Genomic DNA, 16,498 nt, shown 5'->3' with positions numbered 1-16,498 from the left:
CATCCAGGCTGCGAGTTTACCCTAATTATTTCCTTGTCCTTCCTTTCTATACATGTTTCCAGCGCTATGACACTTGCGATCATGGAAGAGAGACTCCATATGTAAAATAGTGTGCAAAAGTAAACTTCTTCCTCGATACGTGCGAGCCGAAACCGAAGGTCGGGGAGCGGCTTTTCGGTACCCCAATCCGGAATATAACGTGTAAGTGCTTATAAACATGGCAAAACCGTCCTTGATCCAGGACGGTTTTTGACATTGCCTTTGTTAGCCGGGGCAATACTCGGGCCGGACGGTATGATGAGAGCTTACGCGAGCTGCTGCTGTGTTTTTCTTGCTTTTCTTCCGTATTTGGCATGATAAAATTTGTTGAACAGTTCCTTTACCATCTCTTTTTCTTCCGGAACCAGTCTCATGATTCTGAAATAAGTACGGACTTTATCGTCGTCGGCAAACTGCTTCCAAGTCAGTAGTTCCTCTTTTTCAATAGCTTGATCCAGCGATAGCGTAATCCACTTTTTAATGCCGCCGGTACATAGCTTGAACTGATTCGGTACAAAATAAGCGGTAGAAGCGGCGATTTCCGGTTTCAAGCGAAGCAATCTTGCCGTGTTCAAGGCATCGTCCAATGCCGAATGATGCTGTCCGACCGGTTCCAGCTGATGATCGGCCAAAGCCTGCTGAAGACCGCCTTCGAAAAATGCCGTCACATCCAGCATATTGACGAGCCATTCATTGTTTTGCTGGTTGACCTTGCAATCCAGGAACAGGTGGAAAAAGTCGCCTCCGCCCCAAGCCAGAAGCTTGTACTCCTCGCCGCAAAAAGCCCGGAATTCTTCCATTACTTCTGAGAAAGAATTGCTTTGCTGCAGCGTTTCCTTGCTGATGCCGCAAAATTGCAGAGCGAATCTATTAATATAAAAGTTCGGTTTAATGTAGCTCTGAAACGTGTCTACGACTTCCAGCTGCTCGTCCAGCTTCACGGCGCCGATCTCGATAATTTCCATCGGGTAAATGTCGTAATGCTTCCGGCCGTTAAACTCCAGATCGATGACAATGTAATTCATTCGTTCACCTCCTTGTACAAGCATACCATGTTTATGCCGATCCGTTATGATGTTTTTGTTACCATCCGGTGAGATTTCTTCTAATTTTGACGGCGGAAATCGTTCGCTGATCCATTCGGGGCGGATTTTCGCTGCAATACAAAAGTGTTTGTACCATTTTTCTTCATTAAGCGACAAGTTTTTGCTATAATAGAGTGAATTATTGTACGCGAAGGGGATTAGTATGGACTATATTAGCACGCGAGGCAAGGTAGAGAAATGTGGATTCATCGATGCGTTTTTAATGGGGCTGGCTAACGACGGAGGTCTTGTGATCCCGAGTGAAATCCCTCAGATCTCGGAGGATAAGCTGAAGGAATGGCAAAGCCTGTCCTATCAGGATTTGATGCTTGAAATATTCTCGTATTATACGAACGACGAGATTCCATATGAGGATTTGAAAAAGCTGGTCTATGACAGCTATTCCACCTTCCGGGATCCGGCTGTTACTCCGTTAAAGCAAATTAATGAGCAGCTGTACGTCCTCGAGCTATTCCACGGCCCGACATTTGCCTTTAAAGATGTGGCGCTACAGTTCATGGGTAACCTGTATTCCTATGTAGCGACGCGACGCAATGAAATAATTAATATTCTTGGGGCAACCTCCGGCGATACGGGCGCAGCGGCAATTCAAGGCGTTCGGGGCAAGGAAGGCATCCGCATTTGTATTTTGCATCCGCACCAAAAGGTCAGCAAGGTTCAAGAGCTGCAAATGACAACAGTGCAGGACGACAACGTTCTGAATTTGTCCGTCAAAGGCAACTTCGACGATTGTCAGCAAGCAATCAAGGAGCTGTTCGCGGATATTGAGTTTAAGCAGCAATATCATTTGAGAGCGATCAACTCGATCAATTTCGTACGGATTTTATCCCAAACCGTTTATTATTTCTATGCTTACTTCCAAATTGCGAAAAAGCAAAATGTAGGCAAAATCAATTTCAGCGTGCCGACAGGCAACTTCGGCAACATTTTCTCCGGCTATTTGGCCAAACAAATGGGTCTTCCTATCGGCAAGCTCATTTTGGCTACGAACGAGAACAACATCTTGGAGCGGTTCGTCAAGGAAGGCATTTATATGCCGGGCGATTTCCACAGCACCTACAGCCCGTCGATGGATATTCAGATTGCGAGCAACTTCGAGAGATACTTGTATTATCTGAATAACAAGAATGCGGATAAAGTGGCTGAAATCATGAACCGGTTCCGCACCGAAGGCAAGATCGAATTCGGTCCGGAGGATCTTGCGAAGGTGGCTCAAGACTTCGTCGCTGAAGGAGTTCAAGGCCAACAATGCTTGAATGTTATCAGCAAATACGATAAAGATTACGGCTATTTGTTCGATCCGCATACGGCTTGCGGCGTCGCTGCTTATGAAACACACAGCGGCAAAGACGAAATTTGCGTCGTGTTCGCGACGGCTCATCCGGCCAAATTCAACGAGTCGATCGCATTGGTCGATATTAAGCAGCAGTTCCCTGCGGAAATTACTCAATTGTTCGATAAGCAGCAATTTCAGACGGTTATCGATAACGATAAGCAGGTTCTCGTGCAGCAGCTGGAACAATTTTTCGCATAAACAAGAAATCGCTCCTTGGCGCAGGGGGCGATTTTTTTGTGCTTTGGCAGCTGGGCATTCCCATCTAAAAAGCTGTACTGAGCTTTGCTGGAGGAAAAAGAAGCCCTTGTTCCTTCGGGCAGGAGGAACAAAGGGCTTCTTTGCTTACTGCTGCGACTGCTCGGACGATGAGCTTAGCTGCGTGTTGCGGCCGGCTCCGAGACCGACGATGAAAAACAAAACGATAACGGCGATCAGCACGAACAATGGACCGGTCCAGCCGCCGGTCAGATCGTGAAGCCAGCCGAACAAAATCGGCCCGAGGGCGGCGAGCAGGTAGCCGAACGATTGGGCCATGCCCGACAGCGCCGCGGCTTGCGGAGCGCTTGATGACCGCAGGGCGAAGAATGCAAGCGCCAGGCTGATGCTCGCGCCTAGGCCGAGGCCGATAAAGACGATCCATACCGGCACCATCGCAGCGGCAGGGAAGAGCAGCAGCCCTCCGTACCCGATCAGGGATGCGGCGGCGGTAAAGGCGACGAGCCCGCGTTGGCTTGCCGTGCGGCCCGCCAGCACCGGCACGATGAACGAAGCGGGCAAGCTGACGAACTGCATGAGCGACAGCATCCACCCGGCGGCCGCCGCGCTCATGCCTCTGTCATGCAGGATGGCGGGCAGCCAGGCAATCGTCACGTAGAACGCGAGCGATTGCAGCCCCATGAACAGCGTCACCTGCCACGCAAGCGGCGAGCGCCATAGACTCCCGGCAGCCTTGGCAGGCGCCGGCGCCGAGAGCGATGGTTTGGCGCCGCGCAGCTGCGGCAGCCAGACCGCAATGCCCGCGGCGGCCAACAGTGCCCAGCAGCCGAGGGAGCCGCGCCAGCCGAGGCCGAGCCCCTCGGCCATCGGCACGCTGATCCCCGAGGCAAGCCCGGCCAAGCCGCTCATGGAGACGGTATAAAGGCCGGTCATAAGCCCGACCTGGTGAGCGAAGTCGCGCTTGATCAAGGCGGGCAGCATGACGTTACTTACAGCAATGGCTGCGCCAAGAATCGCCGTGCCGGCATATAACGCCGTGGCAGAAGGGACGGAGCGGAGCACAATGCCGGCGGCGAGGGCGATCAGACCGCCGAGCAGCGTTCTTTCCGTTCCGAACCGGCGGGACAGCGCAGGAGCCAACGGGGAAATAAGCGCAAATGCTATTAGCGGAAGTGCGGTAAGCAGGCTTGTCATGACATTGGATAAACCGGTATCATTGCGGATGGATGCCGCTAAGGGGCCGACTACCGTGATCGACGCTCTCAGATTGGCGGCGATGAGCACGACTCCGGCCATGAGCAGCAATCGGCTTGAACGAAGCGATGCGGCATCCTTCGCATCGTCCATGAGCGATGGCTCTGTAGTTATTTTCATAGTGATTCACTCCTTCCAAGTGTGAAGCCGAAACCAAGATTGCTTCTATTAGTTAACTATAATATACTTATGAATATAAAAAGTAAACTATAATTTATTAAGGGGGGCGGCATTATGGATACAACAAAGCAATCGGAACCACAAGAAATGCTGCAGATGGTAAGAAGTATCGGATCGGCGCTCAGGCAGCTTCGCAAAGAGCGGAAGCTGAGCTTAGACGAGCTTGCGGATCGTACCGGGGTAAGCAAGCTGACTTTGGGTAAAATCGAACGGGGAGAATCGAACCCGAGCTTGTGCGTTATATGGAGAATGACGGACGGGCTTGGCGTTCCATTGTCATCTCTGTTTGCAGAGGAAAGCGGGGTATTGGTGTCCAGATCCGGAGAGGGAATTCAATTGACGGACGGACCGTGGAAGATAGAGCCTATGTTCGCCGAATCGGCCAATGGTACGGTAGAAATATACCGGGCGTATCTCGATCCGCACAGCGAATATTCCTCCGAGTATCATCCGACAGGCTTAACGGAGACGGCCACGGTATTATCCGGTTCCGTCCGCGTCATAGTATGCGATAAGCCTTATGAGCTTAAGGCCTTTGACGCGGTACGGTTCCGCGGGGATCACAAGCACTCCTACAATAACGATACGGATGAGGTTGCCGTCCTGCAAATATCTTTGGAGCGGCAGCCATAAGGGCGGCCGCTGCCACTACCGGTGTCCTTCATACCAGCTTAATACGCTGCGCCAATCCCATTGCTCGTAATAGTTGCTCCCTCTATCGATAGAATCAACCCATACGGAGGCCTGCGATCCGTCGGGCAGTCCCAGCATGACGCTCGCTTTCGTCCTGTCCGAGCGCACCCAGCCGAGCTTTTCCGATGAAGGGCCGTACCAGGGAGAATAATCGCCGAATCCTCCAGGCGGAGAGGAGATCTGCTTCTGCTCGGAAGAGTGGACCCGGACTTGGACAAGCACAGGAAGCGGCCGTTCGGACGGCTCTTGGGACCAGGAGCTTTCTTTGGATCGTTGCACGACGAGCGAATCGTCGTTCTGCCAGGTGAAATTCCCGTCCGCGTATCCGGGAGGTGTCAGCTGCGGGGGCCGAAAAGCAGGGAGCTCTTTGACCTTCAAGTGCTTGTTCTCCAAAGCCATTCGGAGTCCGCCTTGAATATAAGCGAGCTTGCTCGTTCGGGGTGCCCATTGAAACCAGCTGGAATTGGCCAGCATTTCGTCCAAAGCTTTGAACGTTTTGCCGTTCGAGGACAGCAGGCACAGCATGTCGCTGTCGGCGGACCAGGATGCCGTAGGGTGGACGACGAAGGCGATCCACTTGCCGTCGGCGGACCATTTGAACGTCGTGGTCCCGATGGACAGGACCGTGACGCCGCCATGCTTCAGCTCGGAAGGAAGAGTGAAGAAGCGGTGCATTTTGGACTCGTCCGTACCCGCCCCGAGCGGAATTTTGTACAGGATAGGGCTGGTCCAGCCGTCGGGCAGCCGCTTCGCCGTAGTAGAGGCGAGATATCCTGTGCCGTCGGGCAGCCAGGAGTAATTGCCGATGCCGAATGCTTCGTTCTCAAACGGTTTCTCAGCCAATTTGGCCGTATCGGTCTTGTTCAAAACGCCATCATCGAGAAAGGCCGCGATATTGCGGTTCGGCGACCACTGCACATTACCTGCGCCGCCTTCATATACCTTGACGTGACGGTCTGACTTTGTTTCGTACAGCCACAGCTCTCTTGATTCTCCGTCCTTTGATTTGAAATAGGCAAGCCACGTTCCGTCATAGGACCAGACCGGGTAGGAGGCTTCGCCGTCTTTCGTCAACTGCTTTTCTTCGCCTGTATGCTGTTTCACCCATACATGGCCTCCCCTAACGAAAGCGGCCTTAAGCAGGTTGTCGGGAGCAGCCTGCACCTGCGTGACGTTTCCCCATATAGCGTCCGATATGAGCAGGGCGATCAGGAGTGTTCTCCCTATTGCAGTCGATTGAAATAGTTGAAGCGGTAGTCTCATGGTTAATGTTCCTTTTCATGGTGAATGGTGGATTGGATAATGATAATGTGCTCTGTTGATGGGCTTATCATTCGACCGTTTTCGGTCAGGTTCGGGTTGTTGAGCAGCACGGCTATTTAGAAAATGTAAGAGGGGGAAGGTGGGTGTCTTCTGGAGGAACGCTTGCGTGACCGCCTTTGTTATCGGGAAATAACAGCCGGGTGCGATGAATAAATAAAATTTCCCGATAACAACAGCGGCCGGAAGGAGATACCCATCTGGGTACCGTACACATTTTCAATCTCCTCCGAGTTTCTCAACAAACAAAAACCTGACCGTCAACCGGTCAGGTTTTTGTCCTGCACCATTTCAACGCCAGGAATCCAAACGTTGAACGTAGTGCCTTTATCGATCTCGCTTTGAACCTCGATCTTGCCTTCGTGCAGCATGACCAGCTCCCTTACAATGGCGAGGCCGAGCCCAGTGCCTTGATTTTTTTTGGAGCGGCCGCGGTCCACCTTGAAGAATCGCTCCCAGATCATTTCCAGATCATCGGGGGATATGCCGATCCCCGTATCGGAGAAAACGATTCGGATGTACGGCTCCTCATAAAAGGCGCGGATCACAATGCTTCCATTCTCCGTGAACTTGATTGCATTTTTGATAAGATTGTTCGCTATTTGCTCCAGGCGGCTCAAATCGGCGTACGCTTTGGGCAGTTCGGTGCTGATTTGCAGGCCGATAGACGTGCCTTTGGCCGACGCTTCCGGCTCGAATTTAAAAGCGATCTGGGTCAGTAGCGATTTGACATCGACAGGAGAGCGAGACAAGATGATCTCGTTGTTTTCCAGCTTAATGAGATCCATAATGTCATCGACCAGCCGGTTCATATGAAGCGTCTCGTTATAAATAATGCCATAGTAGCGGGGCTTGGCAGATTCGTCGATCAACCCGTCCTGCAACGCCTCGAGAAAGCCTTGCATCGCTGTCAGCGGAGTCCTCAGCTCATGCGACACATTGGCCAGGAAATCCTGGCGGATTTGCTCCAGCTTCTTTTTCTCCTGATCGACGATCTCCAGCTTCTCGACCATATGGTTGATCGTGCCGGCCAGATCGCCGATTTCGTCCTTGGACTGGATCCGGATTCGTTCGCTATAATCGCCCATGCCGATTTTTGCGGCGACCCGGTCTATTTTTTGCAGCGGCTGAGAAATCGTCCATGATAAGTACGAGGCAATGACGGCGGAGAGGAGGAGGCCGAATAAGGTGCCCCACAGGATCGTCTCCCGCAGGTTCGTTATCGTCTCATTCATCCCTGTCACTGGAGAGTGCAGAACGATTCCGCCGAATACTTGATTATCTTTGCCCCACGGGACAACGACGGACAGCATCGATTCCTTCATGCCCTCGAATTCCATGTTCAGAATGGTATTTTCGCCGTTTTTCACTTTTTTGACGATGGAAGCGTCGACGGATTTGCCGATATACACCTCGTCCTTGGAGGAAGTGGCGACAATTTTGCCTTGGAGATCGAAGATCCAGATTCTAGTTTCATAAGACTGGTCAAAAAAGATCAGCAAATCTTTGACGCTGTCGTCCAGGACGGTCGCGTTCTGCACCGCCAGGTTGACCCGTTTTGCTTTGCGCAGCAGCTCTTCTTTTTTCGAATCGATAATGTAGCTTTTCGTCAACAAAGAGATGAGCAGCCCAACGACGCACAGGCCTAACAGAACCGTCAGCATGGAACTGAACAAAATGCGGCGGAAAATGCTTTTATTAATGCCGAGAATCATGGGTCCACCACAAATTTGTAGCCGATGCCCCACACGGTTTGGATGCAGTCGCTTTTATGAGGATTCAGCTTCTCGCGGAGCTTTTTCACGTGAACGTCAACCGTACGAATATCGCCGATATAATCATAGCCCCATACTTGCTCGAGCAGCTGCTCCCGGCTAAATACGCTGCCCGGCGACTTGGCCATATGCGCCAGCAGATCGAATTCCTTCGGCCGGAGCGTAACCTTCTCTTCGCCGGCAATGACTTCACGGCGGTCCATATGGATCGACAAGCCCTCGAAGTCGTACGATACGGGAGCCTCAGCTTCCTCGCTCGGCTTTCTCGGCTGCATCCGCCTGAAGATCGCTTTGATTCTGGCGATAAGCTCCCGCGGGCTGAACGGCTTCGTCACATAATCGTCGGCTCCGAGCTCAAGACCTAGCACACGGTCGAACTCCTCGCCCTTGGCCGTCAGCATAATGATAGGGGTATCGGACCGTTTTCTAATTTCCCGGCAAGCTTCATAGCCGTCCATAACGGGCATCATGACATCGAGAATAATGATATCGGGCGATTCTTTTTCGAGCAGCTCCAGAGCGGTCATACTGTCCTGGGCTTCCAGCATATCGATATGCTGCTTTTCGAAATATAAGCGAATGATTTCGCGAACGTTAGGGTCATCATCTACAACCAATACTTTCCAAGGGTTCATAAGTCCATCCTTTGTATGTTTTTGGTATAGAATTTGGGCATAACGTGCCCTGCATCAGGTGTACCTATACATTTCGGAGCAAGAGCATGGTTTTGCGGGGGCAAACAGGAAAATGGCCCTTCTCCGATCGGAGAAAGGCCTATTGGAATGGGTTGAATCAACGATTATGGTTTGGTGGTCGAACCGCTTGTAGAGCCACCTGTAGAACCGCTTGTGGAGCCGCCTGTAGAACCGCTTGTGGAGCCGCTGCCGGAGCTGGAATCCGTCGATTTGCTTCCTGTAGAACCGCTCGTGGAGCCGCTGGTAGAGCTATCGGAGCCGGTACTGGACGACTTGCTTCCGCTTGAGCTCGATCCGCTGCCGGAAGAGCTGCCGCTTCCGCCCGGTGTCGTCGAGGAGGAGCCTGACGAATCCGATCCCTTCGGCGTACTTGTGGTCGGTACGCTGGAATCCTTGGAGCCGGTGCTACCGCTATCTTCAGCCCCGCTTGAACACCCCGTAACTAAAGCAAAAACTAGCATTACGCCTAAAGCCCACGTCAAAGTTTTTTTCATGTTTCTAGTCTCCTTTCACTCTTCGGAATCTCATTATGCCGCAGCCGCTTGGGCTCTGTCGGGCACATCAACAATGTACAATAAAAACATGATCGTTCTATGTGAAATCTGAGACCGGTATATTAAAAAAATATGAACAAGTATGAACGCGCCTCAAGCGGAGCAAGAACGAAAAACCCGCCATCCGTAATAGGGATAGCGGGTGAGCTTGTCGAGAAACCTGTGAATTGAATCAGATAGCCCCCACTTTGTTAGAAGATGAGGGCTGAGTTACGTGTTATTTTAAAGTAAGAGTGCCTACAACTCCTGCATGATCAGAAGGCCATAGTGCCGTTGGTGTACGATCCTTTTGATCCTCTCCAATAACCTCCACTTTCTTAACTTTGAAATCGCCTCGAAAGAGAATTAAGTCTATTCTGACAAAAAGCTGCGAAATCAAATTCAATACATCAGCATCCTGGCAGCATGTTAATCCAGCGCCTTTTCCTGCGATAGTCCATGTATCTTTAAATCCGGAATTAACTAACAAGTTGTAAGTTGGGCCATTGCCGTCAGTATTTGAGTTGAAATCTCCTATGAACACTAAAGGAAGTTCAGTAGCTCCGGGGCCCTGTAAAAGTTCATTGGCTTGAGCGAGTTGTATTTGAAGTGTCTCGGGAATTAAAGGTGTAACGGGTTGTAAATGAGTATTTACCAGTCTAAATTTCTTTCCGCATATTTTGACATCAACAGACGCCCAACCAAAAAGGAGTCTTTCAACATTACCGCCAACTGGAACGGGAAGAAAAGCTTCAAAATTCTTTGTTTGTATATTTGAGAACTTAAGTCCTGAATTTTTTCGCACCAAAATCACGTCTCGATCTAAAAATCGAACGTTGAAGCCGCTACTACTAGGTAACGTAAGATCCGTAGTGTCTACAATGGCTAAAGCCTGATAATGTAATCCTCTTTTTTCTAACTCTTTGAGAAGGATCGAGACAAAATCATATGTTACTGCTGCTTTAGAATTTTGAGGTACCAAAAGTTGCCATATTGCTGCTTCTTGAAGACCTATTATATCTGGTTTTTTTCTAGCAATTTGATCGGCAATAGCCTTTGCTCGCACGGGGAAATTGGTTGCTTGAAACTGTCTAAAGATCTCAGTAACGCGTTGCGGTAGTTCCTCAGGAGTGCTTCCTACTGCAATCGATAATTCAGCTCCAAAATAGATGTTCCATGTCATGATGGTTAGCTTCGACCTCGATTTCTTCTTTTTACAAACGATATTCATTTTCTTTTTAAAGCGCTTTGCTTTTATAGCCAGACGTCCCATCAGCCAAACACCTCCCATGATTTTAGCACATCTCATCCTATGCTTAGAGACTATGGGGGAGGTCGGACAGATAACTAAATATGGACTAGACTGGAATCTATTTATAAAAAAAAATAGGCAAATCCCATACTCAACTACTAAGACGGATACGGATAAACCGAGTTTCTCGATAATAAAACCCGCCATCCGTAATAGGGATAGCGGGTTCTTTAGTCAGCTTGCGCCTTCGTTCCACTGCGCTTGAGCCCGGCGCACTTCCGTCCAGAAGTGATCCAGCTCGTTCTTGGCGATTTCCCGGACGAAGCTGATATCCTCGCCGATCAAATCCGGCGACCATTTCCTTCCGAGATTGGCGTGCACCACTTCATCGGCCCAGTCGTAATCCTGAAACTGGGTCATGAGCGGGTGCTTTGCCTCATCCCGGCAAAATTCGAATTCCCCGGCTTTGCCCGGACGCTTCATCGCACCTTCCTCGATGCCGATCGCAAGCCATGCGTACTGTGCTCCGGGAATTTTCGGCGCGTTAACATCGTAATCCGACGTGTATTGCGGCCGGCTCATCCAGTCGATGCCTTCGCTTTCCAGCGCCGCCTGGCCGAACAAGGCATGACGCACTTCATCCCACAGATGGCGGGCCAGATCGCGGTAAAATTCCCACGGCATGTTTTTCTGCGAGAAGAGAACGGCTGCAATCAGCTCGGCCGCGGTCATTTCTTCCTGTCTGACGCGCATTTTGGCCAATAGGCTGCGCTGTACCGGATCTTCTGGCGGGTTAAGCACGCTGGTCCGAGCCCACGTAACCGGCCCCATCTTGCGAGGATCGCGCACCGATTTCAATGGGATCCGGTATGGCTCATGGGAGCGGATCCGGTGCGGCAGTACAGCCGTCTTGGGCTGCTGCCCGTCGATGCCGCCGGCCGCAGCCAGGAGCGAGGCGATACCGGCCTTGAACTGGTCGCCGTTGTCCTCATAGATGCCTGATTGCTGAAGGCTCACAATCATCTGCTCTCCCCAGCTCAATTGATCCTCCAAATCGAGGATCATCGACCGCAGCATACGAATCGTCGGCTGATCGACAATTTGCTGGGTCGTCGCCGTGTGGCTGCGGTAGGCATCCAGTAGAGCCGGCTTGATGACGCCGTAGATGCCGACCATGAGCTCCAGATCGTTGCGCGCATGAATCAGTTCGTCCATCAGCAAGGACAACGCTGCATCCGGCTCCTGGTTCAGAACGGCGGAGGACGTCCGCAGCTCCGTAATCCGCGCTCGCAGCCGGTCGGCGGCTTCTGCGTCCTCGTACAGATGCTTGCCGAGTGCAACTTTGATATCCCAGTCTTCACGCGCGGGCAAATGACCTGCGGCAATCCGGAGCAGGCTCTCGTGAATGAACCGGTAGCGCTGCATGACCTTCGCATTTTTTTCCACGCTGTACTTGCCCAGAGCATAAGGATTTTGAATTCCTGCATAACTTAACATGGAGAACTCCCCCTCAAAGGAACAGTGAATGGAACCGCTTGTATTTATTATGGCAAATGCAGAAGTCGGGCAGCAATAAAGCGAACCGCAGCGTTGGTGGATTTATTTGATAATCCGGTTTAACGGGTAGGCTCCCTGATAATCCTCCACCGGAGCCAGATGCCGGACTCTCGGATCTTCGTAGCGATCGCGGTACTCCGAAGCGGTCACTCCTTTGACCTGGATGAAGCAGCGCGAGAAATAATGCTCGTCCCGGAAGCCGACCTCGTAGGCAATCTGTTTGATGGAAGAGGCCGTCTGCAGCAGCAGCTGGCAGGCCCGCTCGATGCGGCGGTGAGAGATGGCTTTTTGCGGCGTAATCCCCATATGCTGAACGAAAACGCGGGTAAAATGCTCGTGAGTCCATCCTACATGATCGGCTATTTGGGCGATGGATAGGGGAAGCGGAAGATGCTTGTCGATATATTGAAGCGCTTTCGTTACTTGCATCGGCAAGTTCCGGCCAGACAGCGGATCCGGTTCGGTAGCGGCCAGCCCTTCTATTTCTGCCAGGATAGTATAGAGGAGAAGATTCCCCCGCTGCTCCCAATGAAACGGCTTATAGGCGGCCAGATGGAGCAATTGCTTGAACAGCGATGGAACGAGCGAAGTATGACCGGCGCGCAGCCAGGATAAGCCTCCAGGAGACAGGAGCGGAGTGAGGTCGTGGCAGCCCGTCAACGAATCTGTCATGAAATGAATGAACAAATGCCTTGTAGGATGGGAGGGATCGAATAAGTACGTATGCTCCTCCGACGGACGGGTCAGGATGAAGCAGGGTTCGTCCAGCACATAGAGCGTATCTGCCACCTTGTATTGCGTAGCGGAGCCGATGGGAAAATAAACGAGCTCATAATCGTGCAGCTTCCTGGGTCCGAGTGTCCACCCGGCTTTGACGGTGAAATCACCGGCAGTAACGATATGAGGCGCCGGATAACGGCGCGCGGATTCCGACGAAGAATGATCATACATGGAGTCGGCAGCTCTCCCTATCATTTGAAATTGGATGTAATTTCACCATAGCAGATAGGTGGCGGAAGAAGCAATCACGTATTTTCCTGGAAAAGGAAGTACTGGGTTCCTGACGCAGGACAGAAGGAAATAATAGGCGTTTACCGAATAGAGATTTAATACGAGGATGGAGGGGGTACGAATGAGGGATAGTCAGAGCGCTGCTCAAAACGGCGGTTTATATAACCGCTTACATTCGATAGCCGTACAGCTGTTTCTATTATTTTTCGTCAGCATTATCGTGCCGGTGCTAATCGGAGGGTATTTGTCCTATGAGAAATCGGCGGTATTGATCGAGGAGCAGGTCAGCAACGTAGCGACCTTAACGATCCGGCAGGTCAGCGACAAGCTGAACTTTATTTTTAAAGGCTTGGATAACACCTCCATGAGACTGGTCGGCAGCAAGCTGATCCAGGATGCGCTGCAGGGCAAAGATGCGCCTACGCCGTATGAGAACGTAAAGCTGAATAACGATGCGAAAGATCAGATCATCTCGCTGATTACGAATTCGCCCGAAATCATGGATATTTTCATACTGGATGTCAATAAAAATAATTCCTTGGTCAGCTCAGGATTCCAAGGCGTTCTCGATCCATGGGAGACGGAATGGTACCGGAAAATTATTGAAGCGAATGGGGCGGCGGTCTGGTTCGGCCTCTCCAATATTTCGTATTTGAAAGGAACCGATATGGGGATTCCCGTGTTCGGGCTCGGGCGCTCGGTGAAGGATGTCGATACCGGCAAAGTCCTCGGCGTCATGTTCATTGAAGTGCGGGGCAAGGTGCTGAAGGAAGCGATGGCCGATCTCCAATTCGGTCAAACCGGTTACACCTACGTCGTGGATCAGACCAACAGCTTTGCCTATCATCCCGATATGACCATGTATGGAAAAAGCTCCGAGCTGGAGCTGCCTGCCTATACGCGCGTCGTGAAAATCAACGGGACGGATACGCTCGTCATTCCCGACAATTTGAGCAACGGATGGCAGGTAGCCGGCATCGTACCCATTCAGGAGCTGATTGCCGATTCGAAAGTAATCCGCGATCTGACGGTTTGGATCGCGCTGGCCTCCGTACTGGTCGCTGTCGTGATGGGCTACTACGTTGCGTACAAAATCGGACGGCCGCTTGTCTATTTGAGCAAGCTGATGAAGCGCAGCGAAGCCGGTGATCTGACGGTTAGGGCCAACATTGCCGGCAGGAACGAAATCGGCCAGCTCGGGCGCAGCTTTAACAAAATGATCCGGCAGATCGGCGTTCTCATCCACCGCATTGCTGAAGAGGAGAACGAGAAGAAGAAGGCGGAAATCCGCGCCTTACGCTATCAGATCAATCCGCACTTCTTGTACAATACGCTCAATTCGATCCGCTGGATGGCACGGCTGCAGCGTACGGATGATGTGGCCGACGCCATATCGGCATTAGTTCCTCTGCTGGAGGGAAGCCTGGAGCGGAACGGCTCGTTCGTCAAGCTGGGCGAAGATTTCGATCTATTGAACAAATATATGATCATTCAGCAATACCGCTACGATAACAAGCTCACGCTGACGATTCATTGTCCTCCGGAGCTGAATGACATTCCGATTCCCCGGATGCTTCTTCAGCCGATTGTGGAGAACGCGATCTTTCACGGCATCGCACCCAAAGAGGAGAAAGGCTGTATCGAGGTTACGGTCCATCGGGAGCAGGACGACGCGGTCATCGTCATTCGGGACGACGGAATCGGTATCGACAGCGCTAAGCTGCCCCACCTGCTGAACGGTTCAAGCAGCACTAGAGCGAGCGGGATGACGCGCATCGGATTGTCTCATGTGCATCAAACACTGCAGCTGTATTTCGGGATCGGATACGGCGTCGAGGTTCATAGCGAGATCGGGCAAGGCACAAGTGTCCGGCTCATTATTCCCATTCGGAAGGAAGATGCTTATGTACAGAGTGCTGCTGGTTGATGACGAGCCCATTGCCCGTATTGGGCTAAGAACGACGTTTGACTGGGAGGAGAACGGGTTTCAGCTTATAGGAGAGGCCTCCAACGGCCAAAAGGCGATGCCGTGGATCGAGCGCAACGAGGTGGACATTCTCATCACGGATATAGCCATGCCGGTTATGGATGGGCTGGAATTAATGCGCGCAGCCCGCGAGCACTGCTCTCGCATCAAGGTAGTGCTGCTCAGCTGCCATAACGACTTCGAATATGTCAGGGAAGGCATCCGCCTGGGCGCTTCCGATTACTTGCTGAAGCCGACGCTGGAAACGGCCGATTTGAAGAACGTTCTGGACAAATTGAAGGAGCAGATTACGGAGGAGCGCAAAAAGCAGGAGCACTACCAGCGCCAGGAGCTGAACGGCAAGCGGCTGGAGATGGAGAAAGCGCTGATCAAGCTGCTGGTTAGCGAGGAGCTGCCTGCCGGCTTGGAATCGGACTTCTCGTGGCTTGAGGAAGGCTACAGGATGATCGTCTGCCTGTTGGACGGAGCGTCCAAGCTTCGCACTGAGGAAGGCGGGATCTTCATTGACATTATGCTGGACGAGGTGCAGGCCGGCTTCTATGAATGGATGGACCGGGGCATTGCCTTCCGGGTCGGCGCCGACCAGCTGATACTGGCGATACCCGAACGGAATCAGGAAGAAGCGTTGACGAGGCAAAAGCTGCACGGCTTCCATTCCCATTTGAAGGCCAAAGGCTATTCGTTCACGATGGGCGTCAGCAGCCGCATTCACGGCAGCGGTTCATTGAAGCAGGCTTACCGGGAAGGGGAGGAAACCGCCCGGCTGCGTTTTTACATGGGGCCAGAGTGCGTCCGGTTCTACAGGGAGGGATTGCTTACCCGGAAGGCGCAGGGAGAAGATATGGAATGGGTGAAGACGGCGCTGAAGAACGCGCTGACCGAAGGGTTCCAGGACAAAGCGGCTCAATATGTGGAGAAGGTTGTCCGCTGTTGGACTTACGAGCATCGAACGCCCGTCGAGGTGATGAGGGAAGCGCAGGAGCTACTGTCGTTATTTCAGCTGTGCAGATGGAACAAGCCGCTGCCCCTGGAGCAGGCCGAGGCGCTGCGAATGATGGAGTCGGTTGAGGAAATGCGTGCGCTCTTGTGGACCGCCTTCGAAGGAGTATGGAAGTCGGAGGATGAAATCGAAGAAGAATCCGGCTTCCATCGGAGAATAATCGAGAAAGCGGTGGAGTACATGAAGCAGCATTTTACGAAAGCAATCAGCCTGCAGGATGTGGCCGACCATGTCTCGGTGAGCAAAAATTATTTCAGCGAAATGTTCAAAAAGGTGACGGGACAAAATTTTATCGACTATCTTATTCATCTGCGGTTGAAGCGGTCGAGCGCGCTCTTGCAGACAACAACGCTGAAGGTGTACGAGGTTGCGGAAATGTCCGGGTTCAATGACGTCAAATATTTCAGCAAGCTGTTCAAGAAAATGATGAAAATGTCCCCTGCGGAATATAGGGAGAAAAAGGCGTGCAACATCGGAATAGGCAACACCTTTTCGGAATAAAAGCGGTTTCATTCGCAAAATCTGCAGCCTATAATGTAAGCGT

The 16,498-nt window shown here is 51.7% G+C and carries 13 protein-coding genes; 5 read left to right on the top strand and 8 right to left on the bottom strand.

The genetic code is table 11. From position 1 onward, the window contains the following. Positions 1-305: 305 nt before the first annotated feature. Positions 306-1,064: a 3'-5' exonuclease gene (locus tag DVH26_RS26690; protein ID WP_239627320.1), complete on the bottom strand. Its 759-nt coding sequence runs from the start codon at positions 1,062-1,064 to the stop codon at positions 306-308. Positions 1,065-1,287: 223 nt separating this feature from the next. Here DVH26_RS26690 and thrC point away from each other — a divergent pair, with 223 nt between their 5' ends. Further along, positions 1,288-2,679, top strand: coding sequence for a threonine synthase (gene thrC / locus DVH26_RS26685; RefSeq protein WP_239627317.1), 1,392 nt, complete (start codon positions 1,288-1,290; stop codon positions 2,677-2,679). Positions 2,680-2,823: 144 nt separating this feature from the next. Here the strand turns inward: thrC and DVH26_RS26680 are convergent, their stop codons facing one another. Beyond that, positions 2,824-4,071, bottom strand: a complete 1,248-nt coding sequence (locus DVH26_RS26680; RefSeq protein WP_481857548.1) for a CynX/NimT family MFS transporter — start codon at positions 4,069-4,071, stop codon at positions 2,824-2,826. A 114-nt stretch (positions 4,072-4,185) separates the two neighbouring features. On the opposite strand from DVH26_RS26680, the gene DVH26_RS26675 reads away from it, so the two are divergent. Continuing rightward, positions 4,186-4,764 carry a helix-turn-helix domain-containing protein gene (locus DVH26_RS26675; RefSeq protein ID WP_239627315.1) on the top strand — a complete coding sequence of 193 codons (579 nt, stop codon included), beginning with the start codon at positions 4,186-4,188 and terminating at the stop codon, positions 4,762-4,764. A gap of 15 nt (positions 4,765-4,779) precedes the next feature. Here DVH26_RS26675 and DVH26_RS26670 read toward each other — a convergent pair whose 3' ends face one another. From DVH26_RS26670 to DVH26_RS26660, 3 genes are all read right to left on the bottom strand, one after another. After that, on the bottom strand, positions 4,780-6,087 hold the full coding sequence (locus DVH26_RS26670) for a TolB-like translocation protein (RefSeq protein WP_239627312.1): 1,308 nt from the start codon (positions 6,085-6,087) through the stop codon (positions 4,780-4,782). A gap of 317 nt (positions 6,088-6,404) precedes the next feature. Continuing rightward, positions 6,405-7,859, bottom strand: a complete 1,455-nt coding sequence (locus DVH26_RS26665) for a sensor histidine kinase (protein ID WP_345774013.1) — start codon at positions 7,857-7,859, stop codon at positions 6,405-6,407. After that, a complete protein-coding gene (locus DVH26_RS26660; protein WP_239627309.1) occupies positions 7,856-8,554 on the bottom strand; it encodes a response regulator transcription factor in 699 nt (232 codons plus the stop codon). The genes DVH26_RS26665 and DVH26_RS26660 overlap by 4 nt, the downstream gene beginning before the upstream one ends. Positions 8,555-8,728: 174 nt before the next feature. Between DVH26_RS26660 and DVH26_RS26655 the strand changes: the two genes are divergently transcribed. Continuing rightward, positions 8,729-9,220, top strand: coding sequence for a hypothetical protein (locus DVH26_RS26655; protein ID WP_239627307.1), 492 nt, complete (start codon positions 8,729-8,731; stop codon positions 9,218-9,220). 165 nt (positions 9,221-9,385) lie between these two features. Here the strand turns inward: DVH26_RS26655 and DVH26_RS26650 are convergent, their stop codons facing one another. The 3 genes from DVH26_RS26650 to DVH26_RS26640 all read right to left on the bottom strand — a co-directional run bounded on the left by DVH26_RS26650 (position 9,386) and on the right by DVH26_RS26640 (position 12,907). Next, positions 9,386-10,420, bottom strand: coding sequence for an endonuclease/exonuclease/phosphatase family protein (locus DVH26_RS26650; RefSeq protein WP_239627304.1), 1,035 nt, complete (start codon positions 10,418-10,420; stop codon positions 9,386-9,388). Between the two features lie 213 nt (positions 10,421-10,633). After that, complete coding sequence (locus DVH26_RS26645) at positions 10,634-11,896, bottom strand: hypothetical protein (protein ID WP_239627301.1); 1,263 nt, start codon at positions 11,894-11,896, stop codon at positions 10,634-10,636. A gap of 102 nt (positions 11,897-11,998) precedes the next feature. Then, positions 11,999-12,907 carry an AraC family transcriptional regulator gene (locus tag DVH26_RS26640; RefSeq protein WP_239627298.1) on the bottom strand — a complete coding sequence of 303 codons (909 nt, stop codon included), beginning with the start codon at positions 12,905-12,907 and terminating at the stop codon, positions 11,999-12,001. A 181-nt stretch (positions 12,908-13,088) separates the two neighbouring features. On the opposite strand from DVH26_RS26640, the gene DVH26_RS26635 reads away from it, so the two are divergent. Beyond that, complete coding sequence (locus DVH26_RS26635) at positions 13,089-14,894, top strand: cache domain-containing sensor histidine kinase (RefSeq protein WP_239627296.1); 1,806 nt, start codon at positions 13,089-13,091, stop codon at positions 14,892-14,894. Beyond that, positions 14,872-16,455 carry a response regulator transcription factor gene (locus DVH26_RS26630; RefSeq protein ID WP_239627293.1) on the top strand — a complete coding sequence of 528 codons (1,584 nt, stop codon included), beginning with the start codon at positions 14,872-14,874 and terminating at the stop codon, positions 16,453-16,455. The genes DVH26_RS26635 and DVH26_RS26630 overlap by 23 nt, the downstream gene beginning before the upstream one ends. Positions 16,456-16,498 lie beyond the last annotated feature (43 nt).

Source organism: Paenibacillus sp. H1-7, from assembly GCF_022354825.1.
Lineage (GTDB): Bacteria > Bacillota > Bacilli > Paenibacillales > NBRC-103111 > Paenibacillus_S.
This window is presented reverse-complemented; position numbering and strand designations above follow the sequence as displayed.

Bases quoted from the DNA above. Each gene is read 5' to 3' on its own strand.
- DVH26_RS26690 (WP_239627320.1), bottom strand. From the start codon at position 1,064: ATGAATTACATTGTCATCGATCTGGAGTTTAACGGCCGGAAGCATTAC.
- thrC (WP_239627317.1), top strand. From the start codon at position 1,288: ATGGACTATATTAGCACGCGAGGCAAGGTAGAGAAATGTGGATTCATC.
- DVH26_RS26680 (WP_481857548.1), bottom strand. From the start codon at position 4,071: ATGAAAATAACTACAGAGCCATCGCTCATGGACGATGCGAAGGATGCC.
- DVH26_RS26675 (WP_239627315.1), top strand. From the start codon at position 4,186: ATGGATACAACAAAGCAATCGGAACCACAAGAAATGCTGCAGATGGTA.
- DVH26_RS26670 (WP_239627312.1), bottom strand. From the start codon at position 6,087: ATGAGACTACCGCTTCAACTATTTCAATCGACTGCAATAGGGAGAACA.
- DVH26_RS26665 (WP_345774013.1), bottom strand. From the start codon at position 7,859: ATGATTCTCGGCATTAATAAAAGCATTTTCCGCCGCATTTTGTTCAGT.
- DVH26_RS26660 (WP_239627309.1), bottom strand. From the start codon at position 8,554: ATGAACCCTTGGAAAGTATTGGTTGTAGATGATGACCCTAACGTTCGC.
- DVH26_RS26650 (WP_239627304.1), bottom strand. From the start codon at position 10,420: ATGGGACGTCTGGCTATAAAAGCAAAGCGCTTTAAAAAGAAAATGAAT.
- DVH26_RS26645 (WP_239627301.1), bottom strand. From the start codon at position 11,896: ATGTTAAGTTATGCAGGAATTCAAAATCCTTATGCTCTGGGCAAGTAC.
- DVH26_RS26640 (WP_239627298.1), bottom strand. From the start codon at position 12,907: ATGTATGATCATTCTTCGTCGGAATCCGCGCGCCGTTATCCGGCGCCT.
- DVH26_RS26635 (WP_239627296.1), top strand. From the start codon at position 13,089: ATGAGGGATAGTCAGAGCGCTGCTCAAAACGGCGGTTTATATAACCGC.
- DVH26_RS26630 (WP_239627293.1), top strand. From the start codon at position 14,872: ATGTACAGAGTGCTGCTGGTTGATGACGAGCCCATTGCCCGTATTGGG.